Genomic DNA, 25,690 nt, shown 5'->3' with positions numbered 1-25,690 from the left:
AGTGCTCCTACCACCGACCCTACGTCACCGAACGTCAACGCGGGCGTCAGCTGCGCGTCGACTCCCGCCCCGGAAGAGTGACCCGGATCCGGCAACCCCGTGCGGATTCGGCCACGCCGATCCGCCCGCCGTGCAGATCCACCGCCCAGCGCGCGATCGCCAGGCCCAGGCCCGTACCGCCGTCGCTGCCGGGGCCCGAGGGGGCCGGGCCGCCGCGGTTGAACCGCTCGAAGACCCGGTAGCGCTCCGACTCGGGGATGCCGGGCCCCTCGTCCTGCACCTCCAGCACCAGGCTCTCGGGACCCTCGCCGCGCCGGGCGTGCACCGTGACCCGGCCGTGGCGCGGGCTGTGCTTGATCGCGTTGTCGATGAGATTCGCCACGACCTGGTGGAGCCGCTCGGCGTCGGCGTGCGCGGTCAGCTCCGGCGGCGAGACGTCGAGATGGAGGTGTACGTCCGTTCGGGTGTGGGTGCCCGAGCCGGCCAGTGTGGAGGCTCCCCGGCTCATGTTGGCCTCCTTGAGCACCCCGGAAAGATACGGCCAGACCTCGAAGCGCCGGGCGTGCAGCGGCACCACGCCGTTGTCCAGCCGGGACAGGTCCAGCAGGTGCTCGACCAGGCGGCCCAGCCGCTCGGTCTGCTTCAGCGCCGTACGCATCGTCTCCGGATCGGGCTCGCAGACCCCGTCGACGACGTTCTCCAGGACCGCGCGCAGCGCCGCGATGGGGGTGCGCAGCTCGTGCGAGACATTGGCGACCAGCTCCTTGCGGTGGGTGTCCACCGCCTCCAGGTCGGCCGCCATCCTGTTGAAGGCGTTCGCCAGGTCGCCGAACTCGTCGCGGCGGGCCGAGCGCACCCGGCGGCTGTAGTCACCGTGCGCCATCGAACGGGTGACGTCCGTCATCTCCCCGAGCGGGGCGGTCAGGCTGTTCGCCACGAACTGGGTGAGCAGCAGCGAGGCGATGATCGAGAAGATCGTGATCACTCGCAGCTCGGTGGCCGAGTGCATCGCGACGAACACCAGCAGGGTGGTGATGATCACCGAAACGCTGACCAGCGCACCGAGCGCCGCCTTGACGGAGCGGTACGGATCCAGCGGCCGCAACGCTTCCCAGACCTGCTGCCACAGCCCGCGCAGGGGCTGCTGCCACCGCTTCATGCGGGCGGGGTCTCCAGCGCGTAGCCGACACCGTGGACCGTGCGGATGCGCTCGGCGCCGATCTTGCGGCGGAGCGCCTTGATGTGGCTGTCGACCGTACGGGTCCCGGAGGCGTCCGCCCAGTCCCACACCTCGGCCAGCAGCTGCTCACGGGAGAGCACCGCGCGCGGCGTGTTCGCCAGGCACACCAGCAGATCGAACTCGGTGGGCGTCAGATGGACGTCCGTGCCGCGCACCCGGACCCGGCGCTGGGCGTGGTCGATCTCCAGCTCGCCCAGCCGCAGGATGCCGCTGCGGGGGGTGTGGGCGGCCAGCGCGGCGCGCTCGACCCGGCGCAGCAGGACGTGCACCCGGGCGGCCAGCTCGCGCATCGAGAACGGCTTGGTCATGTAGTCGTCGGCACCGACGCCGAGGCCGACCAGCATGTCGGTCTCGTCGTCCCGGGCGGTGAGCATCATCACCGGCACCGGGCGCTGGGCCTGGACGCGGCGGCACACCTCCAGGCCGTCGAAGCCCGGCAGCATCACATCGAGGACCAGCAGATCGGGCTGCCAGGCCTCGGCGGTGTCCACGGCGGCCGGGCCGTCGGTGGCCGTCTGCACCTGGAAGCCCTCGGCGCGCAGCCGGGCCGCGATGGCATCGACGATCGTCGGGTCGTCCTCCACGACCAGTACCCGGCGCTGGGCGCCCGGCGTGGCAGCGGCGGCGCCGCCCTGCGTTGTCTGAGTCTGGTCCATCGCCCGCCCCTGCATGTCCCTGCGTGGTCGCGTACTGCTGGGCAGCAGCGTACGGGCATGGTGTGACTGTCGGCTACGCGCCCTTCCGCGCGAGGTGGACCACGTCGGGGACGCCTCGGACAACGGGGATCTCTTCCGTACGTACCTCGTGGAATCCGGCATTTCGCAGGGCCGCTTCGAAGGCCGGCGAGGGTTGCGCGGACCATACGGCGAGCACTCCGCCGGGCGAGAGCCGGTCGCGGCAGGCGGCGAGTCCGGTGGGGGAGTAGAGGCTGCCGTTGTCGTCGGTCACGGTCCAGTCCGGGCCGTTGTCGATGTCCAGGCACAGCGCGTCGTAGGTGGCCCGGGGGCCGGTCCCGCCGTGCAGGTGGGCGACGAGGTCGGTGTGCAGGACCGCGCAGCGCGGATCGGCCAGCGCGGCCGCGGAGACGGCCGACAGCGGGCCGGTGCGGTGCCAGTCGATGACCGCCTCCTCGCGCTCGACGACGGTGATCCGGCCCCACCGGGGCTGCTCGGCCGCCCTGGCCAGGGAGAAGCCGACGCCCAGGCCGCCGATCAGTACCGAAGGGCGCTCGCGGTCGGCGGGGAGCGCGTCCAGCGCGGCGTCGATCAGCAGCCGCTCGGACCGGCCGTCGGAGGTGTCCATCAGGAAGCAGCCGTTGGCGATGATCTCGTAGACCACCGGGGTCGCCGGTCCTTCCGGTCCGGTGGAAGCCCCGGCCCGCTGCCGCAGCACCACCTCGCCGTACGGGCCCTCGCGCCGGTCGATCGTGCGGGGGGCTGCTGAGGGGCCGGCCGTCGTCTGCGGCGGAGTAACGGATGCCATGGCGCCCATGGTGGCCAATCCGGGCCGCGCCGAGCAACGCGTTACGGGGCGGGTGGAGCGCCGGGAACCCTGACGCGGAGGCCGCGGCGGCAGTTGCCTTATGTGATGCATATCACCCTCACAGCTTCCTCATGGATTGAGCAGGCAGGGTGGTCCGCGACGTTGTGCACAGCAGAACGAGCACGCACCGCCCGGGGGGAGATGGGGCGTGGCTCACCGGATGAGCCATGGACGGGAGGGACCGCCAAGTGAGCTGGCTGGGAACCGCCGGAGGGACACGGGCCGACCGGGCCCCCGGCGACGCCGCGGGAGCCGTCGCCGGGCCGGCCGCCGAGCGGCTGCGCCGAGCGAGCGCCGGGCCCGCCTTCGAGCGGCTGCGCCGACGGGTGTGGCGGCTCTTGCCCACCCCCACCGCCACCCCCTTCACCTTCGGCTACGCCGTCCTGCTCGTCGCCACCTCCCTCTTCGCCGAACACGCCGACCCGCGGCTGGTATCCGAACTGCTGCGGGGCTCCAGCACGGACGTCGTCCACCTGACCAAGGCCCCCCTGCTGGTGCTGGCCGCCAGCGCCCTGTGGATAGCCGGCGGAGTGACCTCCGCCTACGCCCTCGCCTTCCTCTTCGTCCTGACGGCACTGGAGCGGCGCATCGGCGGGCTGCGCGCCGCCGCGGTCTTCTTCGGCGGCCATGCGCTGGCCACCCTCGCCACCGAGGTGCCGGTGGCCTTCTCGGTCGCCGCCGGGCAGCTGCCGGAGAGCTCCCTGCACCGCCTCGACTACGGCATCAGCTTCGGCGTGATGACCTGCACCGGAGCCCTCGCGGGCCTGCTGCCGGCCTGGGCGCGCTGGCCCCTGCTGGCCGGGACGGGCTACCTGGCACTGACCGATCTGCTCGCCTACCTGGACCCGATGACCGACTGGGGGCATCTGCTGTCCCTCGCCCTGGGCACGGCCTGCTGGCCCCTGCTGCGCCGCTGGCGCGCCGGCCGCACCGGCCCCCGGCCGCTCCTCGGCGACCTGGGGCATCCGGCGCTGCGGGGCGTACGGGGCGTGCGGACGTACTGACCCCCGGCGCGCCGGGCCCCGCGCCCATCCGGTGGGCCGGCCCGCGCCGGACCACCGGACCCGCCCCTGCGGGCGGACGAACGGGACTTTGCGGACCCGGCCTAGCCGAGCCAGACCAGCACCGCGTCCCCCTGGTCCGCCGCCGTGCGGAAGAACGGGCGCAGCGCGTCGTAGTGCTCGCGCACGTAGTCCAGGGACTCGCCGCGCTCCCACACGATCGACGGATACACCTCCGCCTCGGCGAGGTCCTCGGGGCCGACGCCGGCCGTCAGATCCGCGCCGGATATCCCCGCGAGCACTTCGGCGGCGACCCGCACCCGCTCGGCGGTGAGGTAGCGAGGCGGGCCGTAGCCCCAGTCCTCCGCCGCCGGGATGTCCCCCTCGCCGTGCACGATGTCCACCGGGAAGGCCGCCCGGCGCAGCAGGAATCCAAGGGCGTCCCAGGCCTTGTCGACGTCCAGGCAGCGCGCGGCGGCCGGCTCCGCCGGCTGTCCGGCTTCCGCTTCCATCCGCCCGATGACCAGCTTCAACGCCCACTCCGGATCGCCGAGGGCGCGGTCGAATTCGGCGGGCGTGACACGTGCGTACTGTCCGATCATGCTCATGGACCCGAGGCTAGGGGCGACCACTGACAACGCCCGGCGGCCGGCGCCGCGTTGGCGGTCCGCCGGCGGCTCGCGGCGAGCGAAACCGGCCAGCCGCGCCACCCGTCCGGGCCTGGGAGAATGGACGTCCTTTCCCGGCGCCGCCCCGTGCGGCGCACACCGGCCGCAGGAGTAACCGCACCTTGTCCCCAGACCGCGCGCCCGAGCGCAAGCAATCGAATCCGGACACTGTCGAGCTGGGCCTGCAGTCCGACTGCGGCAGCTGTTTCGGGCTGTGCTGCGTCGCGCTGCCGTTCGCGGCCTCCGCGGACTTCGCCCTCGACAAGGAGGCCGGCCGGCCCTGCCCCAACCTGCGGACCGACTTCCGCTGCGGCATCCACACCGATCTGCGCAAGCGCGGCTTCTCCGGCTGCACCGTCTTCGACTGCTTCGGCGCCGGACAGAAGGTCTCCCAGGTCACCTTCGGCGGGCGGGACTGGCGGCAGGCTCCGGGCACCGCCCGGCAGATGTTCGACGTGTTCCCCGTCATGCGGCAGCTGCACGAACTGCTCTGGTACCTGGCCGAGGCGCTCACCCTGCGGGCCGCCCGCCCCGTGCACGCCGACCTGCGGACCGCGCTGGAGAAGACCGAACGCCTCACCCGTGGCAGCGCCGAGGACCTCGCCGCGCTGGACATACCGGCCCACCGGGGCGAGGTCAACGCCCTGCTGCTGCGCACCAGCGAGCTCGTACGGGCCAAGGTCCCGGGCCGCAAGAAGGAGCGGCGGGGCGCCGACCTCATGGGAGCCCGCCTCAAGGGCGCCGACCTCCAGGGCGCCAACCTCCGCGGCGCGTACCTCATCGCCGCCGACCTCAAGGGCGCCGATCTGCGCCGGGCGGATGTGATCGGCGCCGATCTGCGCGACGCCGACCTGAGCGGTGCCGACCTCACCGGCGCCCTCTTCCTGACCCAGTCCCAGCTCAACGCGGCCCGGGGGAACGCCGCCACCAAGCTGCCCGAGAACCTGACCCGCCCCGCGCACTGGTAGCCGGACGCTCCCCGGGCACCCCGTCCCGCGCACCGGCAGGCGCCGGGCACTCCCCGCCACCCTCCCCGTCCCGATCGCTCACAGCGAACGCGTGCGGGGGAACAACTCCCCGCCTCCCTGCATTGAGTGGGTAAAGCTCAACTTGATTGCCGAAGGGGAGATCATGGCTTCGACGTCCACATCGCTCACCCTGCCCGTGCTGCCGCTCGACGACGAGGTCGTGCTCCCCGGCATGGTGGTGCCGCTGGACCTGTCCGACGCGGACGTCCGCGCCGCGGTGGAGGCCGCACAGGCCGCCGCCACCTCGGGTAACAAACCGCGGGTGCTGCTTGTGCCCCGCATCGACGGCACCTACGCGGGAATCGGCACGCTCGGGCGGATCGAGCAGGTCGGGCGGCTGTCCGACGGCGACCCCGGAGCGCTGATCCGGGGCCTGGGCCGGGTGCGGATCGGTTCCGGCACGACCGGGCCCGGCGCCGCGCTGTGGGTGGAGGGCACGACCGTCGACGAACAGGTCCCCGATCCGCTGCCCGGGGCCGTCGCCGAACTCGTCACGGAGTACAAGGCGCTGGCCACCAGCTGGCTGCGCAAGCGCGGCGCCTGGCAGGTCGTCGACCGCGTCCAGCAGATCGAGGACGTGCCGGCGCTGGCCGACAACTCCGGCTACTCGCCCTTCCTGACCACCGAGCAGAAGGTCCGGCTGCTGGAGACCACCGACCCGGTCGCCCGCCTGAAGTTCGCCACCGAGGCGCTGCGCGACCACCTCGCCGAACAGGACGTCGCCGAGTCCATCGCCAAGGACGTCCAGGAGGGTGTCGACAAGCAGCAGCGCGAGTTCCTGCTGCGGCGGCAGCTGGAGGCGGTCCGCAAGGAACTCGCCGGGCTGAACGGCGATCCGGAGGACGAGGGCGACGACTACCGCGCCCGGGTCGAGGCCGCCGATCTGCCCGCCGACGTCCGCAAGGCCGCCCTCAAGGAGGTCGACAAGCTGGAGCGGGCCAGCGACCAGAGCCCCGAGGGATCGTGGATCCGCACCTGGCTGGACACCGTCCTCGAACTGCCGTGGAACGAACGGACCGAGGACGCCTACGACATCGCCGGCGCCAAGCAGGTGCTGGACGCGGACCACTCCGGCCTGGAGGAGGTCAAGGAGCGGATCACCGAATACCTGGCCGTCAGGAAGCGGCGGGCCGAGCGCGGCCTAGGGCTGGTCGGCGGCGGGGCGAAGTCGGCCTCGCCCGGCGATTCCGGCAAGGGCGGCGGGCGCCGGGCGGGCGGCGCCGTGCTCGCGCTCGTCGGCCCGCCCGGTGTGGGCAAGACCTCGCTGGGCGAGTCCGTCGCCCGCGCCATGGGCCGCACGTTCGTCCGGGTCGCGCTCGGCGGCGTCCGCGACGAGGCGGAGATCCGCGGCCACCGCCGTACGTACGTCGGCGCGCTGCCCGGCCGGATCGTCCGCGCCATCAAGGAGGCCGGCTCGATGAACCCGGTCGTCCTCCTCGACGAGATCGACAAGGTGGGCTCCGACTTCCGGGGCGACCCGGCCGCCGCCCTCCTGGAGGTACTGGACCCGGCGCAGAACCACACCTTCCGCGACCACTACCTGGAGGTCGAACTCGACCTCAGCGACGTCGTCTTCCTGGCCACCGCCAACGTCCTCGAAGCCATCCCCGAGCCGCTGCTCGACCGGATGGAGCTGGTCCGGCTGGACGGCTACACCGAGGACGAGAAGGTCGTCATCGCCCGGGACCACCTGCTGCCGCGCCAGCTGGAGCGGGCCGGCCTGGAGCCGGACGAGGTGACGCTGGAGGACGACGCGCTGCGCAAGCTGGCGGGCGAGTACACCCGCGAGGCGGGCGTACGGAATCTGGAGCGGGCCATCGCCCGGATGCTGCGCAAGGTCGCCGCCCAGCACGAACTGGGCGAGCGGGAGCTGCCGTTCACCGTCGGCGCGGAGCAGCTGCGCCCGCTGCTGGGGCGCCCGCACCACACCCCCGAGTCCGCCCAGGACCCGGCCGAGCGGCGGACGGCCGTACCCGGTGTGGTCACCGGCCTCGCGGTCACCGGCGCCGGCGGCGACGTGCTCTACGTGGAGGCCTCGCTCGCCGATCCGGAGACCGGTGCGTCCGGGCTCCAGCTGACCGGCCAGCTCGGCGACGTGATGAAGGAGTCCGCGCACATCGCGCTGTCGTTCCTGCGCTCCCATGGCGCGGAGCTGGAACTGCCGGTCGCCGACCTCAAGGAGCGCGGAGTGCATCTGCACGTACCGGCGGGCGCCGTCCCCAAGGACGGGCCGAGCGCGGGCGTGACGATGACGACGGCGCTGGCCTCGCTGCTGTCGGGCCGGCAGGTCCGGCCGGACGTGGCGATGACCGGTGAGATCTCGCTGACCGGGCGGGTGCTGCCGATCGGCGGCGTCAAGCAGAAGCTGCTCGCGGCGCACCGGGCCGGGATCACGACGGTGATCATCCCCAAGCGGAACGAGCCGGACCTGGACGACGTCCCGGCCGAGGTCCTCGACTCCCTGGAGGTCCACCCGGTCGCGGACGTCCGTCAGGTCCTCCAGCTGGCGCTGACGCCGGCGTCCAACGGCGCCGTGCCGGAGATCCCCCTCGCGGCCTGAGCCGCGCGGGGCCAACGGGACGGACCCCTGCCGCACCGACCGTGCGGCAGGGGCCCGTTCGCGCGTCCGGCCCGGGCCTGGGCGGGGCCCTGCGCCCGCGCCGGTCCCTCGGCCGGGTGTGCTCAGCCGTTCGCCAGCGCCTGGAGCCGGTCGTAGGCGCCGTTGAAGCGGTTGTGGTCACCGACCGTCGGGCCGGTCGAGGTGTACTGCCAGATGGTGTGGAAGCCCCAGCCGGCCGGGAGTTCGCCGGCCGAGGAGCCGTAGCGCGGAATCCACAGCGGGTTGATCGCCCCGAAGGCGGACGAGTTGCCGGTGCACTGCTTCCACCAGCTGGTGGAGGTGTAGACGACCGCGTCCCGGCCGGTGCGCGCCTTGTAGGTGGCGAACCAGTCCTTCATCCAGTTGACCAGACCGGCCGCGCTCAGCCCGTAGCAGGTCGCGCCGTAGGGGTTGTACTCCATGTCGAGCGCGCCGGGCAGCGTCCTGCCGTCCCTGGACCAGCCGCCGCCGTGGTCGACGAAGTAGTTGGCCTGGGCGGCGCCGCTGGAGGTGTTGGGCGTGGCGAAGTGGTACGCGCCACGGATCATGCCCACGTTGTAGGAGCCGTTGTACTGCTGCGCGAAGTACGGGTTGGTGTAGCTGGTGGACTCCGTCGCTTTGGCATAGGCGAAGCGGACGCCGCTGTTCCAGAGCGTCGACCAGGCGACGTTGCCGTTGTGGCTGCTGACGTCCACGCCCTCGACGGACGCCGCGAGCGAGGACGCCGGCGGGGCGGTGCCGACCGCGGTGCCTTCGTGCCTGGCGATCTGCGAGCCGGCCCAGTCCTGTCCGGGGTGGGTGGGTTCAGGTGCGCGCCGCGGGGCCTGGGCGCCGGCGGCGGAGGGCAGGCCGAGGAGGAGGGCGAGGATCGCGAGAAGGGCCCCGGCCACGGTCGCGAGGGAGCGTGCGGGGCGGTGGGGGAGGCCGGATCTGAGCACGGTCATACGTGTCTCCGGAGATCTCGGTGGGTGACCTGAGGGGGGATGATCTGACGGCATGACGCAGACGCGATGACACGGAGGTGCGGTGTGCATGACGCGCGGCGGAACCCTTGTCGCCGACCGGGCCGCTTGGTATGGCCATGCCAGAAATCACGATACGCGCGTAGACCGATGGGGCAAAAGAGGGTTGCCGGGCTGCCGTTGGTCTAATCCTGCGAAATACTGGCCGAGCTGCGGCTTCGGCCGCCGAGGGCGGAAACTTTCAGATGAGGAAAGCGGGAATGGGCGCTGACGTGCACAACACCGGAGCCGGCGGTACCGCGGCGGACGGCGAGCCGACTGGTGTGGACCACGTATTTCTCGCCCTGGAAAGGGAATTGGCGGTATTCCTCCGCCGCGCCCGGGCCTCGTCCGGCGAATTGGCCCGCGAGGTGCATCCCGATCTGGAGCCCTCCGCGTACGGGCTGCTGCTCCGGCTGGCCGACGCCGGCGCGCAGCGCGCCACCGACCTCGCCGGCTTCTTCGGCGTCGGCAAGGCCACGATGAGCCGCCAGCTGCACGCGCTGGAGAAGCTGGGGCTGGTCGCCCGCGAGCCGGACCCGGCCGACGGCCGCGCCGTCCTCGTCCGCATCACCGACGAAGGCCGCGCCCGCTTCACCCGCGTCCGCAACGGGCGCCGCGCCCAGTACGCGCGCCGGCTCGCCTCGTGGGACCGCGCGGAGGTGGCCGAACTGGCGCGGCTGCTGCACCGCTTGAACACGGAGCAGGAGGGCGAGGAGGGGTAGGCGAGGGCGGGGCGGGGGCGCGGGGCCCGAGGGTAGGGAGACGGGGCCTGAGGGGGTAGGGGTGGTCGAACGCATTCCGTAGGGGATGCGAACGCCCCCTGCGGGGCCACAACGTGGTGGGGGCGAGGGGTATTCCCGTACGCCGGGGAGACGGTGGGTAGTTCCGGGACGTGGTGCGGGCGAGGGGCATGCCCGGACGGTGCACCAGGGCAGGGCATCACGGCTCACGGCGCCACTGCTCGGGACGTCGCGGTTCAGGTGCTCCAGGGCAGGGCACCACGGTTCACGGCGTAACCGCTCGGGCCGTCGCGTTCAGGACGCCCCCGCTCACGGCGCCCCTGCCCACGGCGCCCCCGCTCACGGCGCCCCCGCTCACGGCGCCCCCGCTCACGGCGCCCCCGCTCACGGCGCCCCCGCTCACGGCGCCCCCGCTCACGGCGCCCCCGCCCACGGCGCCCCCGCTCACGGCGCCGCGTAGATCACCGCCGCGTCGTCCCTGGCCTTGCCGCGTGGATGGGTCCCGCACCCCGGGTCCGCCGCCTCGGCCGCCCGGACCCGGTCGATGAGGGACTGCGGGCCCCGTTCGGCCACCAGGTCGACGCAGTCCTTCCAGGAACCCTGCTGGAAGACCTCCACCCAGCGGCCCGCGCCGTCGGTGAGCGCGGTCAGCGAGCGGACCTCGGCGCGCGGGGTGCTCCCGGTCACCGCGCGGGCGGCCACCGACGGATCGGCGGCCGCGGTGAAGAAGCCGCCCTCGGCGTTGCGCAGCGCCTCGACCGCGCGGCCGTACGCGCGGCCCGCCGCGGCCCGTTCCGCCGAGCCGCGGGGCAGCGCCCGCACGGCGGCCCGCTGGGCGCGGACCGCGGGCGGCAGTTCGTCCAGCCGCCGATCCAGCACCGGGTGCACCGAGCCGTCCACCCGCTCCAGCAGCAGGACCGAATCGGAGAGGACGAGATGCTCGACGGTGTCCTCGGACCACCGTGCGGCCACCACGGTTGCCTGCGGAGTGCGAGCGTGAGAAAGGTCACAGGTGTCGCGGTGGTCCTCGGCCGTCCGCGAGATGGCGGCGGCCAGCACCTCAGCGAGTGTCATATCCCGGCGTGAAACCGACAGTTCGAGCAATGCGCCGCCGAGCCGCGCGGTGAACCACGGCACCGTGTGCACGCATCCGTAGTCCTCGGCGGGCGGCGTCACACCGTCCAGCAGGACCATGACTCCGCCCTGGCCAAAGGCCGGCAGGGCGACCGATGCGTAGTCCTCGTTTGGCCGTTGGGGATCGCCCGGCTCGGTGGCGAGTTCGATGCGCATGGCCGCAAGTCTGCCGGAGGGCCCGTCGGCGCCCCGCTGACCGGGCGCTGCCGGCGGTGTCGGCGTACAGGCAGGTCAGCGGCGTACAGAAGGTATGGACCACCGGGCCGGCGGCGTGCGGGCGGGCATCCTTCCAGGACCGGCACGCATCTCCAAACCCGTCCGGCCGGTGCGCGGGTCTGCCGCGAAAATCGGCGGCGCCGGGAAGTTGATGGTCAAACTCCGAGTGATGTTCACTCGTTCAGGTGGCCAGGCATGTGTTGCCGGGCCACTGTGCGGCGCCGGTGGAAGGGTCGTTGCCCGGTCAAGGGGCGGGACCAGGACATCCATCGCGACGCGCAGAGCCGGACTGTTTACCCTCGCGGAAGTGTGTGCTGCTGCGGTGTGCGCGCAGGTCCGCCCCGCGAGCGGCGAGCGAACCGGGTCCGCGACGCCATACGGCGTGGGCAGGCGAGACAGGAATGCGAGCAGCGGTGCGGAAGATGCGGCTTCGGGGCGGCGCGGGGAAGCCGGGTTCACCGGCCGGTTCGGTCTCGGGACCGGGCAAGGGTCCGGGCACGACGGGCGGGGAGGACCTCTCGGGGCGGCGTCCCGCGCGGGTGCGCAACCGGCTCGTCGGGGCGGTGGCCGTGGTCGCCGCCGCGGTCCTCGGCGCCGGTGCCCCCGGCCTCGCCGCCACGGCCGACAACGCCCACGACAGCCAGCAGCTGGTCGACCTCGCCGAGTTGAACGCCCGGGCGATCGCCCTCGCGCACTCCCTCGCGGACGAGCGCGACGCGCTGACCGCGGGCGCCGCCCGCCCGGCCGGCCGCGCGGGTGCCGAGCCCGGCGCATCCGGCGTCAACGGCAGCCGGACCCGCGGGGCCGCCGGCGCCCAGCCCAACGGCGCGCAAACCGGCGGCGCGGGAGCCAACGGCACGGGAGCCGGCGGCACGGGGAACGGCGCCGCTGCTACCAACGGCACCGGGAACGCCGCCGCTCCCCACGCCGACGCCGCCGTGTCCGCCAACTCCGCCGTGTCCGCCGACGCCTCCGCCGCCACCGAGCCCCAGCGCGCCCGCGTCGACCGGCAGATCGGCGAGCTGCGCACCGAGGCCCAGGACGCCTCGGGCGACACCGAGGTCTACGCGGCGGCCGCCAAGCTCCTGGCCGCCCTCCCGCAAACCCGTCAAAGGGCGCTGTCCGGTACCGAATCGGCCGAGCGGGTCTACCACTCCTATACCGAGGTCATCCAGGCGCTCGCCGCGATCGGCGACACCATCGCCCGCCACCTCCCCGCCCGCGCGGACTCCGCCGACGCCGACACCCGCGCGCTGCCCGCCCTCGGCCGCCTCACCGACCAGGCCGCCGGCACCCGCGCCCTGCTGCTGGCCGGGCTCGACGCGGGCGGCGGCCAGCCCCGGCTGACCGCCCTCGCCCAGGTCGCGCACCTCCGCGCCCAGGGCGCGCTGGGCGACTTCCGGCAGACCGCCGGCCAGGGTGCCCGGGACCGCTTCGAACGCACCGTCACCGGCGCCGACGTCGACGCCGCCGAGCGCTATCTGACCCGGCTGACCGACCAGCCCCGCCTGGACGCCGCGGACCTGCGGCTCAACCGCCAGAAGGTGGCCGAAACCCTCACCACCCGCATCGGGCTGATGCGGGGCGTGGAGTCGGCCATGGCCACCGCCGACATCGAGCGGCTCGGTGCCCTGCGCGACGACGATGTGACCGAACTGGAGATCCGCATCGGCCTGGAGGCGCTCTGCCTGCTGCTGGCCGTCGGCGCCGGCGTCTGGGCCGCCCGCACCCTGACCCAGCCCCTGGCGGCGCTGCGGATCGGCGCCAAGCGGGTGGCCGGTGACCCCGCGCAGGAGGAGCCCATCGGCTACAAGGGCCGCAACGACGAGTTCGCCGCCGTCGTCGGGTCCGTCAACGCACTGCACGCCCAGGTGGGCGAAATGGCGCGGCGCACCGCCGAGCTGGAGGGCGAGCGCAAGCGGCTGGTCGGCGGCCGGCAGCGGCTGGTCGCCGAGCGAGACGTGCTTCAGGAGCAGAGCGCGTCGCTCAAGGCGGAGGTCGCCGACCTCACCGAGCGGCTGGCCACCGCGCAGACCGGTGTGCACGGCCGGTTCGTCAACCTCTCGCTGCGCACCCTCGGCCTGGTCGAGCGCCAGCTCGCCGTCATCGAGTCGCTGGAGGAGAGCGAGCGGGACCCGGAGCGGCTGGAGACGCTGTTCAAGCTGGACCACTTCGCCGCGCGGATGCGCCGCAACAGCGAGAACCTGCTGGTGCTGGCGGGCGCGGAACAGCACGGCACCGGCCACCAGGGCCCGGTACCGCTGCTCGACGTCCTGCGGGCCGCGGTCAGCGAGATCGAGCGGTACGACCGGGTGCGCATCGAGTCGCTGCCGCCGCACTCGCAGGTCGCCGGGTTCGCCGCGGACGACCTCAGCCACCTGGTCGCCGAACTCCTGGAGAACGCCACCGCGTTCTCACCGCCGGACGCCCATGTCGAGCTGTCCGGCTGGCTGCTGGAGAGCGGCGAGCTGATGCTCTCGGTCCAGGACGAGGGCATAGGGATGACCGGGGAGCGGCTGGCCGAGCTCAACGAGCGGCTCGCGGACGTTGAGGCCGCCTCGTCCTCCGAGACCGTCGACGAGGCCCTGGGACTTGGCCTGTACGTGGTGGTGCGGCTGGCCGCCCGGCACGGCGTACGGGTCCAGCTGCGGGACGCCAAGCAGGGCGGCGTCACGGCCGTCGTCGTACTGCCCGGCTCGATCCTGCCCACCCGCCCGGCCCCGTCGCCCGCCACGACGGCGCCGCGCGAGGCGGTGCACACCCCCGCGCTGCCCGGCTCGGCCGCCGAGGCGAACTCCAACACCCTGCAGACCAGGGTGCCGCGCAAGGACCCGGCAGCGGCCGCGCCCGCCGCCGACGCCGACACCGAGGACCCGGTCACCGCCCCCGACATCGACCCGCTGGTCGCCGCCGCCGAGCGGGCCATCGACGCGGCCGAGGGCGGCGCCGGCGACGACGAGCAGACCCGGAGCGAGGACGACGCGAGCCCGGCCGCCGAGCCGCCGGCGCCGTCCGATGCGTCCGGCCCCGAGCCGGTGGCCGCCGACCCGTACGCCCTCGGCCCGGACCAGCACACGGGCCCCGGAACGGACGTGGCAGCCAAGGACCCGGCAGCCGAGGACGCGGGAGCCAAGGACCCGGCACCCGAGGCGGACGATGCGGCAGCCGAGGCCGCCGACTCGGCACCCGCCGCGGCGCCGGAGAAGCCGCGGACGGCCAAGGGGCTGCCCAAGCGCACGCCCCACATCGTGGCGCAGCGCCCGGCGCCCGCCGCCCCGCGCAAGAGCGGTGCGGCCGGTGCCGAGGCGCTGCGGCGCCGGCTGGGCGGATTCCAGCAGGGGGCGAGGGACGGCCGGCGCGAGGTCGAGACCGAGATCGCGGAGCGCACAACGAAGCAGACCATCCCACAGACCGACACCGACGGAGCGGGGGCCCCGGGAGAGAGCCGGATTGCCGAGGAGGCACGCGATTGATGGCGCAAGCGCCCACTGCTCAAGGAAAAGGACTGAGCAGTCAGGCACAGAACCTGCACTGGCTGCTGACGAACCTGGTCGACGAGGTGCCGGGCATCCGCTCGGTCGCGGTGGTCTCCTCCGACGGCCTGCTGCTGCTCAGCTCCGACCCGGACCGCGCGGCCGCCAAGGCGCAGCCGGACGGCGATGAAGGGCCCAGGGGTTCCAGTGCGGACCTGGCCACCATCGTGTCCGGGCTGGGCAGCCTCACCCAGGGCGCCGCGAAGCTGATGGACGGCGGTGCCGTCAAGCAGACGATGATCACCATGGACGAGGGCAGCGTGTTCGTCATGTCGATCAGCGACGGCTCGCTGCTCGGTGTGCACGCCGCCCCGGACTGCGACATGAACGTCATCGCCTACCACATGGCGCTGTTCGTCGGCCGGGCCGGCCATGTCCTCACCCCCGAACTCCGCAGCGAACTGCGCAAGTCGATGGAGAGCGCCCAGTGAGCAACCCCAAACTCCCCATACGCGGCGGGGACCGCAAACCCGCGCGGGTGCGGCCCTACTCGCTCACCGGCGGACGGACCCGCTTCGGCCATGTGCTGCTCGTCGAGACGTTCGTGGCCGCGCTGGAGGCCCCCGAACAGCGGCGCGAGCTGACCGGCGGCGGCTGGGCCGAGCGGGTGATGCCCGAGATGCGGGCGATCGTCGAACTGTGCCGCCGGATGCGCTCGGTCGCGGAGATCTCCGCGCTCTTGAAGATGCCGCTGGGCGTGGTGCGGGTCCTGCTCAGCGACCTCGCCGACCAGGGAAGGATTCGCGTCTACGGCACCGGGCACCCCACCGGCCGGCCCGACCGCGCGCTGCTGGAAAGGGTGCTGGGTGGACTTCACAGGCTCTGACACGACATCGGCCGGTTCGACGGCGACGGTCCCTTCCGCGGACCGGCCCGAGCCCGCGGCGGCAACCGACGAGGCGGGGCTGCACAGCTGGCAGACCGACCGCTCGCGGGCGCCGGTCGCCACCAAGATCGTGGTGGCGGGCGGCTTCGGCGTCGGCAAGACCACCTTCGTCGGCTCGGTCTCGGAGATCACCCCGCTGCAGACCGAGGCGGTGATGACCCGCGCCAGCGAGGACACCGACGACCTGACCGCCACCCCCGAGAAGACCACGACCACGGTCGCGATGGACTTCGGCCGGATCACCCTCGACCAGGACCTGGTGCTGTATCTGTTCGGCACGCCCGGACAGCAGCGGTTCTGGTTCATGTGGGACGACCTGGTGCGCGGCGCGATCGGTGCGATCGTGATGGCCGACACCCGGCGCCTGGAGGACTGCTTCCCGGCGCTGGACTACTTCGAGAGCTGCGGACTTCCGTACATCGTCGCGGTCAACCACTTCGAGGGCACCGAGGAGTACGCCGTCGAGGACGTCCGCGAGGCGCTGACCGTACCGCCCCGGGTACCCGTCGTGATCATGGACGCGCGCCGGCGGGCCACGGTGGTCACCTCGCTGCTCACGCTGGTCGGCCATGCGCTGGAGGAAGCGCCGGAGTAACCGGGCCCGGCCCCGGGACCCACCCCCGAGGGCCGGGCCCCGCCCCACCCCCCACGCCTCACCCCCGAACACCGCAGTAACAGAGAAGAGTGCCGCCATGCGGAAAATACTCGTCGTCGGAGCCGGCCAGTCCGGGCTCCAGCTCGCCCTCGGCCTCCAGTCCAAGGGCTACGAGGTCACCCTGATGTCCAACCGCACCGCCGACGAGATCCGCTCCGGCCGGGTCATGTCGACCCAGTGCATGTTCGACACCGCCCTGCAGCACGAGCGCGACCTGGAGATCAACTTCTGGGAGAGCCAGGCGCCGCGCATCGAGGGCCTGGGCGTCTCGGTCGCCGCGCCCGGCAGCCACGCCGAGCCCGGCGGCTCGCAGCGCGCCGTCGACTGGGTCGGCACGCTGGAGGGCTACGCCCAGTCCGTCGACCAGCGGGTCAAGATGGCCGGCTGGATGGAGACCTTCGCACAGCGCGGCGGCCAACTGGTCATCCATGGCGCGGCCGTCTCCGACCTGGACTTCTTCGCCGGCCGCTACGACCTGACACTGGTCTCGGCCGGCAAGGGCGAGCTGGTGTCCATGTTCGGCCGGGACGCGGCGCGTTCCCCCTACGACACCCCCCAGCGCGCACTGGCCGTCGCCTACGTCCACGGCCTGGGCCCGCGCCCCGAGCACCCCCACTTCGACGCGGTGCGCTGCAACCTCGTCCCCGGCGTCGGCGAGCTCTTCGTCATGCCGACGCTCACCACCTCCGGCCGCGCCGACATCCTGTTCTGGGAGGGCATCCCCGGCGGCCCGCTGGACGTCTTCCAGTCGGTCAAGGACCCCGACGAGCACCTGGCCACGACGCTGGAGCTGATGGAGAAGTTCCTGCCCTGGGAGTACGCCCGCGCCACCAAGGTCGAACTGACCGACGCCAACGGCACGCTGGCCGGCCGCTACGCCCCGACCGTGCGCAACCCCATCGGCCGGCTCCCCTCCGGCGGCCTGGTCCTCGGCGTCGCCGACGTGGTCGTCGCCAACGACCCGATCACCGGCCAGGGCTCCAACTCGGCCTCCAAGTGCGCCGCGTCCTACCTCGCCGCCATCGAGGAGCGCGGCGAGGAGCCGTTCGACGAGAACTGGATGCGCGCCACCTTCGACCGCTACTGGGACACCGCCCGGCACGTCACCAAGTGGACCAACGCGATGCTGGCCCCGCCGCCGGAGCACGTACTGGACGTCATCGGCGCGGCCGGCCAGATCCAGCCCGTCGCCGACCGCTTCGCCAACGGCTTCGACGACCCGTCCGACTTCGAGAACTTCCTCTACGACCCGGACGCCGCACGGGCCTACCTCGCCTCGCACGGGTGACGTCGGCGGGCCCCTACTTGGTCCAGGGCCACTTCCGGCGGCCCTGGACCTCCCGCCCCCCCTCGGGGACGTACTCGTACTTCCAGCCGCTCGGCAGGCCCAGGCGGCTCACACGGGCGGGGACGCGCCGGTAGAGGTGCAGCGTCGGCGGCCGCCCGTCGTCGTTGGGCACCGGGATCTCATAGGTCTTCGGTGGCTGGCCGGTCATGCCGACCAGCACCGGCAGCACCCGGCCGTCCAAGGGTCCGCCGACGAAGGGCGTGTTCTCGCTTCGCACGCCCTTAAGTCTTCCACCACCGGAGCGGAACCGCTGGTCACAGGAGGTGCGCGGCGTCGCTGACGATGGGCAGGATGCGCCGGGACAGATCACCGACCGGGCCGTCGGAGGTCTCCAGCTTCAGCGCCGCCCGGGTCACCCGCGCGGTCTGCGGGTCGCGGGCCGCGGTCGCGGTCAGCAGCGCGATGAAGTGGTCCACCAGCCAGTCCCGCAGCTCGTCGAGGGCGGGCTGCTTGTGCTCGTCGAGCCAGATCAGCGAGGCGCCCTCGACGGCGGTGATCCACATGCGCACGGTCATCCGCAGCCTGACGCCCGGCTCCGGCTCGCCCAGATGCCGCAGGATCTGGTCGGCCGCGGCCCGCCGCACCTCGTCGACGATCGCGGACGTACGGGAGGTCTCCACGACGCTGCCGCCCTGGAGCAGCGCGCTGAAGCCGGCGTCGTGCTCGTCGACGAACGCCAGGTAGCGGTCGAGAGCGCGGGACAGCCGCCGGGTGAGCGGCCCGGTCTCGGGCTCGGCGAAGCAGCGTTCCAGGATGTCGGCCGCGCTGCGCAGCGCGGCCTCGTACAACTGCTGCTTGCCGCCGGGGAAGTAGCGGTAGACCAGCGGCCGCGACACCTCGGCGGCGGTGGCGACGTCGTCCAACGAGACGTCCTCGGGCGCGCGCTGGGCGAACAGCCCGAGGGCGGCGGCGAGCAGTTGGCTGCGGCGCTGCTCGACGCTGAGCCTGCGATAGGCGGGTCGGGGTACTGCTGGGGCGGTGCCGCTGCCGTTCATGAACAGCAGCGTAACCGGCCCGGGGGTCGGCTCGTACACCTGCTCGGGTCGCGGACAGGGCATGCCGAGCGCTTCAGGCCAGCAGCCCCGAGCTGCGCCACAACCTGCGGCCCACACCGCGCAGCACACCGATCTCGTCGAGGAAGTCGGTCAGCCGCCGGGCGCCGGACTGCATCACCTCGCGGCGGTGGCCGCTGGCCTTCACCTGGGCGACGGCCTCCCGCCTGTCCAGCCCGACGTTGGTGTAGACGTCCGGGTTGACGAAGGCGACGGAGAAGACCCGGGCCGCCTCGCCGGAGCTGATCCGGGTCAACTCCCGCTCCCAGCGCGGCGCGGTGACCATCTGGCGGCGCAGCTCCTCGCGTGCGTAGCGGACATGGCGGGCCTCTTCGACGACATGGATCCGGGTCACCCCGCGCACCAGGGTCTGCACCCGCTCGTCCGGGAAGGTCAGCCGCTGCATCCAGTCCAGGATCTCCTCGCCGAGCAGGGTGCAGGCGAACGAGCCCGGGGTGGTGGAGACCGTCTTGAGGATCCGGGCGAGGTTGTGGTTGAGGCGCGAGACGGGGTACGTGGGCGCACCGCCCCGCTGGATCATGCGGGCGAACATCTTGGAGTGCCGGCATTCGTCGGCGATCTCGGTGAGCGCGTAGCGGACATGCGCACTGGTGACCGGCTTGTCGTAGATGTGCCGTACGAGCAGCTGCATCAGGATGATCTCGAACCAGATGCCCAACGAGGCGAGCGAGGCGGCCTCGTGCCGGGAGAGGTCCTGCTGCTGCTCCAGCGACATCCTCCGCCACAGCGGGGTGTCGTAGAGCGAGACCAGCTCCGGCGGCCAGAACCACTTGCCCTCTTCGAGGGGCGCCTCCCAGTCGAGTTCGGTGTCGGGGTCGAAGGAGTGCCTGGCGGAGGAGTCGAGCAGTCGCTCGGCGACCTGTTCCCGGTCCTTGAGCAGGCCGAGGGCGTCCCGCAGGACTTCGGTGTCCGTCGCGGTCATGGCGTTGGGCGCGCTCGTCATCTGGCTACCTCGCTAGTGGGTTACCCGCGGTCAGCTCTTATGAGACTGCGTGTCAGCAAGGGCGTCAATCCCCTGTGCGCGAGTTATTGACCCGCGAGTAAGGAACGTGTGAGCCTGCCAACCACCGTCCAGGGCAAGGCGTTCGGCGAGCCGAGGAGGCGTCCGTGTCGACCCGAGAGCTCTACGTGCAGGACCCCGGCGACCCGCTGTGGCAGGTCCCCGCCTCCGGCGCGGCCCGCTTCAGCTGGGAGTACGGCGACGGTCGCGACCGGCTGCTCGCGCTGTACCAGAAGGGCAAGGACAAGCAGTGGGACGCCACGCTGCGGATCGACTGGGACCTGGAAGTGGACCCCAAGGATCCGCTCGGTACGCCCGACGAGTCCATGTCCCTGTACGGCACCAAGTACTGGGGCAAGATGACCGAGAAGGACCGCGGCGATCTGCGCCAGCACTACACCGCCTGGCAGTTCAGCCAGTTCCTGCACGGCGAGCAGGGCGCCATGGTCTGCGCGGCGCGGATCGTGGAGTCCGTCCCCGACCTCGACGCGAAGTTCTACTCCGCCACCCAGACCATGGACGAGGCGCGGCACGCCGAGATCTACGGCCGCTTCCTCCAGGAGAAGATCGGGATGCTCTACCCGGTCAACGACAGCCTCCAGACGCTGCTCTCCGACACCCTCGAGGACTCCCGCTGGGACATGCCGTACCTCGGCATGCAGGTGCTGATCGAGGGCCTCGCGCTGGCCGCCTTCGGGATGATCCGCGACACCACCGACAAGCCGCTGCCGAAGCAGATCCTCGCCTACGTCATGCAGGACGAGGCCCGCCACGTCGCCTTCGGCCGGATGGCCCTGCGCGACTACTACAAGCAGCTCACCGACGCCGAACTCCGCGAACGCGAGGAATTCGTCATCGAGGGCTGCTATTTGATGCGCGACCGGCTGCGCGGCCTGGAAGTCCTGGAGAACTTCGGCATTCCTCCCAAGGAGGCCGCGGAGTTCACCGAGCGCTCCGAATTCCTGCACCTCTTCCGGAAGCTGCTCTTCAGCCGCATCGTGCCCTGCGTGAAGGACATCGGGCTGTGGGGCGAACGCCTGCAGCGCGCCTATGTGGACCTGGGCGTCTTCGACCTGGGCGACGCCAACCTCGATCTGCTGATGGCCCAGGACGAGGAGCTCGCCGACAAGCTGGACGCGGAGCGGTTCGCCGCCGAGGAGGCGGCCCGCACGGCGGAGGTCGCGGAGGCGATCGCGCGGGGCGAGGCGGAGAGCTGACGGGCCGGGGCCGGGGCGCGCCCCACCGACGCCCCGCGTCGATGACGACGCCCCGTTCTCCGGCCCCTCAATTCAGACGCCGGAACAACTCCGTGCAGACGATCCAGCACACCACCACTGCGGCCAGCACCGCGAACATCCGGCGAGATTGGCCCCGCCACCCCCGGGCCATGACATACAGCCCCGCATACGTACCGAGGAGATTCAGCACCGGAATCCACAGCAGCCCCGGATTCCTCGCCGCCGCGACCCAGAGGAAGACCCACGGTGCCAGCAGCCCGATGACCACCAGCGCGTGCTCGTAGAAGCGCTGCTTCCAGGGCGGCAGCCCCTCCCGCGGGATCGGATCGCCCATATCGGGGAGCTCTGGTGCGGTCATGCGGTCCTCCCTGCTCACTGCCCTCTAAACGGCCCGATTGCCGTAGCCCGAGCCGGGTACCGGGAGCTGGCCCTGGCCCCGCCGCCCCGACCGGGCCAGCCACCGCCCCTCGTGGCGGGACACCTCGATCGGGCGGCCGAAGCAGGCCGTCATCCGCGCGCCCGTCAGGACCTCCTCCACCGGGCCGCGTGCCTGCACCCGGCCGTCGCGCAGCAGCAGGGCGTGGCCGATGGCCGGGGACAGCTCCTCCAGATGGTGGGTGACCGTCACGGTCGCCAACTCCGGGCGCCCCAGGGCCAGCCGGTGCAGGGCGTCGATCAGATCCTCGCGGGAGGGCAGGTCGAGCGCGTTGAACGGCTCGTCGAGCAGCAGCAGCGAGGGGTCGGCCATCAGCGCGCGGGCGATCAGGATCCTGGCCCGCTGACCGCCCGAGCACACCCCGTAGGGGCGGTCCGCCAGCTCCTTGCAGTCCAGTTCGGCGAGCAGCTCGTGCGCCCGCTCGCGGGCGGCTGCGTCGTACTTGCGCCACAGCGGCTGCACGGTCCCGGTCGCGCCGGTCAGTACGACGGTGTGGCCGGTCGCGTCCTGCGGCACCTTCTGCGCGCCGGAGACCAGGCCGATGACGGCGCGCAGCTCGCGGACGTCCACCGAGCCGAGCCGGTGGCCGAGCACCTCGACGGTGCCGACGGTGGGGAACATCAGCGCGCCGACGAGGCGCAGGACGGTGGTCTTGCCCGCCCCGTTCGCGCCGAGCAACGCCCAGTGCTCACCGGACCGTACGGTCCAGTCGACGGCGTCGAGGATGACCTGGTCGGTGGTGTGGCGGCGGACGCCGACGCCCTCCAGGGCGGCGATCACGCGCGCCGCTCGCGGGTGGGAGGGGGAGGGCCGCGGGGGTTTTGTAGGGGTCATCGCCGCAGAGTAGCTGCGTAGGGCATCTTTTTGGCCGGGCGTCCGCTGTGCGGACCCGCGGCCCGGAGGGCAGCCGGCTCAGCGAAGTCCCAACAGGCCCCGCACCCGGGCGTACTTCGCCGTCAGTCGCTCCCGCGTCGGCGCGTCCAGTACGGCCAGCCGGGCCGGATCGGCGTTGTGCGCGAGATCGGACTCCTTGACCAGCAGCGCGCCGGGCGTGGCCAGAATCCGCGCGGTGTACTCCTCGACCGGCTCACCGGCCCGCTTGGTGACCGCCAGGACCATCGCCTTGGTCGCCTCGCCGAGCGCCGCGCCGGCCAGCCACTCACGGCTCAGCGCGCCGTCCTCGACCGCGTCGTGCAGCCAGGCCGCGGCGATCTGCTCGTCGCTGCCGCCCCGCGCCCGCACGCCCGCCGCGACCGCCGCCAGATGCTCGGTGTACGGGCGGCCGGCCTTGTCGGTCTGCCCCGAGTGCGCCCGCCGGGCCAGCGCCTCCACTTCGGCCAGGGACAGCAGCGGGGCGGGGCCCGGTGCGGCGGAGGAGGAGGGCGGGGGAGCGTCGGCCATACGGCCATTGTGGCGCGGCTGCCGGGGCCGCGCCGCAGCCGGGGCCGCGCCTCATCGCGCCGCCGCCATCACCGCCCGGGCGACCGGCGCCGCGCTCCCCCCGCCGCTGATGTCCGCGCGGTCGGCGGCCGCGTCCTCGACGACCACGGCCACCGCCACCGTCGGCTCGTAGCTGTCCCGCTCGCGCGCCCAGGAGATGAACCAGGCATACGGCGTGCCCTCGTTGTGCGCACCGTGCTGGGCGGTGCCCGTCTTGCCGCCGACCGTCAGGCCCTCGACGGCGGCGCGCCGGCCGCTGCCGTGCTCGACGACGTCGATCATCATCTCCTGGAGCTGCTGCGCGGTGGCCGGGCCGACCACCTGGCGCGTGGGCCGCTGCGGACCGGCCGAGACCATGACACCGCCGGCGTCGGTCACCTTGTCGACGAGGTACGGCGGCGTCAGCTGCCCCCCGTTGGCGACCACCGCCGCGACCATCGCCATCTGGAGCGGGGTGGCGGCGGTGTCGTACTGCCCGATGGCGGAGAGCGCGAGCTGCGCGGGATCCATCCGCGTGTCGAAGGTGCTCGGCGCGACCGGCGAGGGGATGCGCAGCCACCGGTCGTTGAAGCCGAACCGGTGGGCCGTCGCCGCCATGCCGCGCAGCCCGACCGCGGTCCCCAGCCGCGCGAAGACGGTGTTGCACGAGGCCCGGAAGGCGTAGACGAGGGGGGCGTCCTCGCAGTCCTCGGCCGCGTTGCCGAGCAGGGTGGAGCTGCCGGGCAGCGGATAGGGGTCGGGGGAGTCCGTAGGGGCTTCGATGTCGGTGACCAGGCCGCTCTCCAGCGCGGCCGCCGCGGTGACGACCTTGAAGGTGGAGCCGGGCGGGTAGGTCTGCTGCAGCGCCCGGTTGAGCATCGGCCGCTCGGCGGCGGCGTTGAGCCGGCGCCAGGCCTCGCCGACCGGCACGCCGTTGCCGGACAGCGCACCCGGTTCGTACGACGGCGTACTGACCAGCGCCAGGATGCGCCCGGTGCGCGGTTCGATCGCGGCCACCGCGCCCTTCTTGCCGCCCAGCCCGGCGTAGGCGGCGCGCTGCATCCGGGGGTTGATGGTGGTGTGCACATCGCCGCCCCGGTGGCGGCTGCGGGTCAGCTGGTCCCACCAGGGGAAGGCGGCGAGCCGGGCATCGGCGCCGGAGAGGATGCCGTCCTCGGCCCGCTCCAGCAGCGAGGTCCCGTAGGTCTGCGAGGAGTAGCCGGTGACCGGGGCGTAGAGCGGGCCGTCGGTGTAGGTGCGCTCGTAACGCAGCCGGCCCCGGCTGTCCCGGGACCCGGTGACCGGCCTGCCGTCGACGAGCAGCTCACCGCGCGGCTCCGCGTAACGGGCGATCGGCAGCCGCCGGTTGGCCGGGCTGGCGCCGTAGTGCTCCGCCTCGACGATCTGCACCCGTGCGGCGTTGACCAGCAGGGCGAGCAGGAGCAGCAGGCAGAACGCGGCGGTGTGCCGGATACAGCGGTTCAACGGACGGCCTCCCCGTCGCCGCTGCCGCTCGCCACCCCGCTCCCCTCCGGACGGGGCGCCCGCGCCCGGTCGCTGATCCGCAGCAGCAGCGCGACGATGATCCAGTTCGTGACGACGGACGACCCGCCCTGCGCGAGGAACGGCATGGCCATGCCGGTCAGCGGGATCAGCCCCATCACCCCGCCCGCGATGACGAAGACCTGCAGGGCCGGCAGCGCCGCGAGTCCGACGGCCAGCAGACTGCCGAACGCGTCGCCCAGCCCCAGCGCGGCCCGGTAGCCGCACGCCACCAGCAGGGCGTACAGCAGGAACAGCGCGGTGAGCCCGGCCAGGCCCAGCTCCTCGCCGAAGGTCGCGAGGATGAAGTCGGACTTCATGGCGAAGCCGATCAGGGACGAGTGGCCCTGGCCCAGGCCGGTGCCGAGGACCCCGCCCGCGGCGAAGGCGAAGAGCGACTGGGCGAGCTGACCGGGCCCCTCGCCCGCCGCGATGCCGGCGAACGGGTGCTGCCAGTCCTCGACCCGGCCGTGCACATGCGGCTCCAGCGTGCCGACGGCCGCCGCCCCGACCCCGGCCAGCAGCAGCCCCAGCGCGATCCAGCCGGTCCGTCCCGTCGCCACGTACAGCAGCACCACGAAGATCCCGAAGAACAGCAGCGAGGTGCCCAGGTCGCGCTCCAGGACCAGCACGGCCACGCTGATCAGCCAGATCGCGGCGATCGGCCCGAGCACCCGGCCGGCGGGCAGCTGGAGCCGGGCCACCCGCTGGCCGGCGCGCGCCAGCGCACCGCGGTTGGCGGCGAGATAGGCCGCGAAGAAGACCGTGATGAGCACCTTCGCGAACTCGCCGGGCTGAATCGAGAATCCGGCGACACGGATCCAGATCTTCGCCCCGTTGACGGCGGGGAAGGCGATCGGCGCGACCATCAGGAGCAGCGCCAGCGCCGCGCAGTGGTAGGCGTACCGCTGCAGCGTGCGGTGGTCGCGCAGCAGCACCACCACCATCATGAACAGCAGGACTCCCACCGTCGACCACATCAGCTGGGTGGGCGCGGCGTGGTCGGCCGGGGTCTCCAGATCGAGCCGGAAGATCAGCACCAGCCCGAGCCCGTTGAGGAGCACGGCGGTGGGCAGCAGCAGCGGGTCGGCGTACGGCGCGCGCAGGCGTACCGCGAAGTGCGCGAGCAGCGCGAGTCCGCCGAGCCCGGCGCCGTAGCGGACCGCACCGCCCGGGAGGGCGTGGCCCCTGGCCAGCCCCACCACGGCGTAGCCGCAGACGCTGATCAGCACGGCGCCTACGAGGAGGGCCAGTTCGATTCCCCGCCGTCCGGGCGGTGGCGGCAAGGGTGGAGGAGTGTCCGCCGGGCGCGCCGTGGCGGCCGCCCCTGCCGTTGCCGTCATGTCTGGCAACGTAGCAAGCGGCGGCCGCTATTTCCGTTATGCCGG

24 protein-coding genes are annotated in these 25,690 nt (G+C 72.9%); 10 read left to right on the top strand and 14 right to left on the bottom strand.

The genetic code is table 11. The annotated features are described in order from the left end of the window. Nucleotides 1-46 precede the first annotated feature (46 nt). From AC0680_RS32795 to AC0680_RS32785, 3 genes are all read right to left on the bottom strand, one after another. Entirely contained in the window at nt 47-1,159 is a 1,113-nt protein-coding gene (locus AC0680_RS32795) for a sensor histidine kinase (protein ID WP_478636103.1), read from the bottom strand. Continuing rightward, nucleotides 1,156-1,896 carry a response regulator transcription factor gene (locus AC0680_RS32790; protein WP_238575264.1) on the bottom strand — a complete coding sequence of 247 codons (741 nt, stop codon included), beginning with the start codon at nt 1,894-1,896 and terminating at the stop codon, nt 1,156-1,158. Before AC0680_RS32790 ends, AC0680_RS32795 begins: the two co-directional genes overlap by 4 nt. Nucleotides 1,897-1,969: 73 nt before the next feature. Further along, nucleotides 1,970-2,722: a spermidine synthase family protein gene (locus tag AC0680_RS32785; RefSeq protein WP_478636098.1), complete on the bottom strand. Its 753-nt coding sequence runs from the start codon at nt 2,720-2,722 to the stop codon at nt 1,970-1,972. A 248-nt stretch (nt 2,723-2,970) separates the two neighbouring features. On the opposite strand from AC0680_RS32785, the gene AC0680_RS32780 reads away from it, so the two are divergent. Then, entirely contained in the window at nt 2,971-3,786 is an 816-nt protein-coding gene (locus AC0680_RS32780) for a rhomboid-like protein (RefSeq protein ID WP_478636095.1), read from the top strand. 101 nt (nt 3,787-3,887) lie between these two features. On the opposite strand, the gene AC0680_RS32775 is transcribed toward AC0680_RS32780, so the two are convergent. Beyond that, the gene (locus AC0680_RS32775; protein WP_478636092.1) at nt 3,888-4,391 is read right to left on the bottom strand and encodes a YfbM family protein; all 504 of its coding nucleotides are present in this window, start codon (nt 4,389-4,391) and stop codon (nt 3,888-3,890) included. 182 nt (nt 4,392-4,573) lie between these two features. Here AC0680_RS32775 and AC0680_RS32770 point away from each other — a divergent pair, with 182 nt between their 5' ends. Then, complete coding sequence (locus tag AC0680_RS32770; protein WP_478636089.1) at nt 4,574-5,419, top strand: pentapeptide repeat-containing protein; 846 nt, start codon at nt 4,574-4,576, stop codon at nt 5,417-5,419. Between the two features lie 163 nt (nt 5,420-5,582). After that, a complete protein-coding gene (lon, locus tag AC0680_RS32765) occupies nt 5,583-8,039 on the top strand; it encodes an endopeptidase La (protein WP_478636086.1) in 2,457 nt (818 codons plus the stop codon). A gap of 122 nt (nt 8,040-8,161) precedes the next feature. Here lon and AC0680_RS32760 read toward each other — a convergent pair whose 3' ends face one another. Beyond that, nucleotides 8,162-9,022, bottom strand: a complete 861-nt coding sequence (locus AC0680_RS32760) for a lysozyme (RefSeq protein ID WP_478636083.1) — start codon at nt 9,020-9,022, stop codon at nt 8,162-8,164. A 278-nt stretch (nt 9,023-9,300) separates the two neighbouring features. Between AC0680_RS32760 and AC0680_RS32755 the strand changes: the two genes are divergently transcribed. After that, nucleotides 9,301-9,804: a MarR family winged helix-turn-helix transcriptional regulator gene (locus AC0680_RS32755; RefSeq protein ID WP_478636080.1), complete on the top strand. Its 504-nt coding sequence runs from the start codon at nt 9,301-9,303 to the stop codon at nt 9,802-9,804. 462 nt (nt 9,805-10,266) lie between these two features. Here the strand turns inward: AC0680_RS32755 and AC0680_RS32750 are convergent, their stop codons facing one another. Continuing rightward, nucleotides 10,267-11,112 (bottom strand): hypothetical protein, encoded by an 846-nt coding sequence (locus tag AC0680_RS32750; RefSeq protein WP_478636077.1) that lies wholly within the window; start codon nt 11,110-11,112, stop codon nt 10,267-10,269. A gap of 482 nt (nt 11,113-11,594) precedes the next feature. On the opposite strand from AC0680_RS32750, the gene AC0680_RS32745 reads away from it, so the two are divergent. The 5 genes from AC0680_RS32745 to AC0680_RS32725 all read left to right on the top strand — a co-directional run bounded on the left by AC0680_RS32745 (nt 11,595) and on the right by AC0680_RS32725 (nt 17,534). Next, on the top strand, nt 11,595-14,645 hold the full coding sequence (locus tag AC0680_RS32745; RefSeq protein WP_478636155.1) for a sensor histidine kinase: 3,051 nt from the start codon (nt 11,595-11,597) through the stop codon (nt 14,643-14,645). Next, entirely contained in the window at nt 14,645-15,136 is a 492-nt protein-coding gene (locus AC0680_RS32740; protein ID WP_468974488.1) for a roadblock/LC7 domain-containing protein, read from the top strand. Before AC0680_RS32745 ends, AC0680_RS32740 begins: the two co-directional genes overlap by 1 nt. After that, nucleotides 15,133-15,531 (top strand): DUF742 domain-containing protein, encoded by a 399-nt coding sequence (locus tag AC0680_RS32735; protein WP_478636073.1) that lies wholly within the window; start codon nt 15,133-15,135, stop codon nt 15,529-15,531. Before AC0680_RS32740 ends, AC0680_RS32735 begins: the two co-directional genes overlap by 4 nt. Before the next feature lie 79 nt (nt 15,532-15,610). Next, a complete protein-coding gene (locus AC0680_RS32730; RefSeq protein ID WP_478636153.1) occupies nt 15,611-16,186 on the top strand; it encodes a GTP-binding protein in 576 nt (191 codons plus the stop codon). 97 nt (nt 16,187-16,283) lie between these two features. Continuing rightward, nucleotides 16,284-17,534: a styrene monooxygenase/indole monooxygenase family protein gene (locus AC0680_RS32725; protein WP_478636071.1), complete on the top strand. Its 1,251-nt coding sequence runs from the start codon at nt 16,284-16,286 to the stop codon at nt 17,532-17,534. 13 nt (nt 17,535-17,547) lie between these two features. Here AC0680_RS32725 and AC0680_RS32720 read toward each other — a convergent pair whose 3' ends face one another. The 3 genes from AC0680_RS32720 to AC0680_RS32710 form a co-directional block, all read right to left on the bottom strand. Beyond that, the gene (locus tag AC0680_RS32720) at nt 17,548-17,811 is read right to left on the bottom strand and encodes a hypothetical protein (RefSeq protein ID WP_478636068.1); all 264 of its coding nucleotides are present in this window, start codon (nt 17,809-17,811) and stop codon (nt 17,548-17,550) included. Between the two features lie 37 nt (nt 17,812-17,848). Beyond that, on the bottom strand, nt 17,849-18,589 hold the full coding sequence (locus AC0680_RS32715; RefSeq protein WP_478636066.1) for a TetR/AcrR family transcriptional regulator: 741 nt from the start codon (nt 18,587-18,589) through the stop codon (nt 17,849-17,851). 73 nt (nt 18,590-18,662) lie between these two features. Further along, complete coding sequence (locus tag AC0680_RS32710) at nt 18,663-19,589, bottom strand: AurF N-oxygenase family protein (protein ID WP_478636151.1); 927 nt, start codon at nt 19,587-19,589, stop codon at nt 18,663-18,665. Between the two features lie 185 nt (nt 19,590-19,774). Between AC0680_RS32710 and AC0680_RS32705 the strand changes: the two genes are divergently transcribed. Next, nucleotides 19,775-20,884 (top strand): ferritin-like domain-containing protein, encoded by a 1,110-nt coding sequence (locus tag AC0680_RS32705; protein ID WP_478636063.1) that lies wholly within the window; start codon nt 19,775-19,777, stop codon nt 20,882-20,884. 67 nt (nt 20,885-20,951) lie between these two features. Here the strand turns inward: AC0680_RS32705 and AC0680_RS32700 are convergent, their stop codons facing one another. The 5 genes from AC0680_RS32700 to AC0680_RS32680 all read right to left on the bottom strand — a co-directional run bounded on the left by AC0680_RS32700 (nt 20,952) and on the right by AC0680_RS32680 (nt 25,645). Continuing rightward, nucleotides 20,952-21,263, bottom strand: coding sequence for a hypothetical protein (locus tag AC0680_RS32700; RefSeq protein ID WP_478636060.1), 312 nt, complete (start codon nt 21,261-21,263; stop codon nt 20,952-20,954). 24 nt (nt 21,264-21,287) lie between these two features. After that, nucleotides 21,288-22,175 carry an ABC transporter ATP-binding protein gene (locus AC0680_RS32695; RefSeq protein WP_478636057.1) on the bottom strand — a complete coding sequence of 296 codons (888 nt, stop codon included), beginning with the start codon at nt 22,173-22,175 and terminating at the stop codon, nt 21,288-21,290. Between the two features lie 78 nt (nt 22,176-22,253). After that, complete coding sequence (locus AC0680_RS32690; protein WP_478636054.1) at nt 22,254-22,742, bottom strand: HD domain-containing protein; 489 nt, start codon at nt 22,740-22,742, stop codon at nt 22,254-22,256. A gap of 51 nt (nt 22,743-22,793) precedes the next feature. Continuing rightward, the gene (locus AC0680_RS32685; protein ID WP_478636051.1) at nt 22,794-24,245 is read right to left on the bottom strand and encodes a penicillin-binding transpeptidase domain-containing protein; all 1,452 of its coding nucleotides are present in this window, start codon (nt 24,243-24,245) and stop codon (nt 22,794-22,796) included. Continuing rightward, on the bottom strand, nt 24,242-25,645 hold the full coding sequence (locus AC0680_RS32680; RefSeq protein WP_478636048.1) for an FtsW/RodA/SpoVE family cell cycle protein: 1,404 nt from the start codon (nt 25,643-25,645) through the stop codon (nt 24,242-24,244). The genes AC0680_RS32685 and AC0680_RS32680 overlap by 4 nt, the downstream gene beginning before the upstream one ends. Nucleotides 25,646-25,690 lie beyond the last annotated feature (45 nt).

This window comes from Streptomyces sp. NPDC043738, from assembly GCF_056436545.1.
The sequence above is the reverse complement of the archived record's forward strand: the minus strand, read 5'-3'. Positions and strand labels throughout refer to the sequence as shown.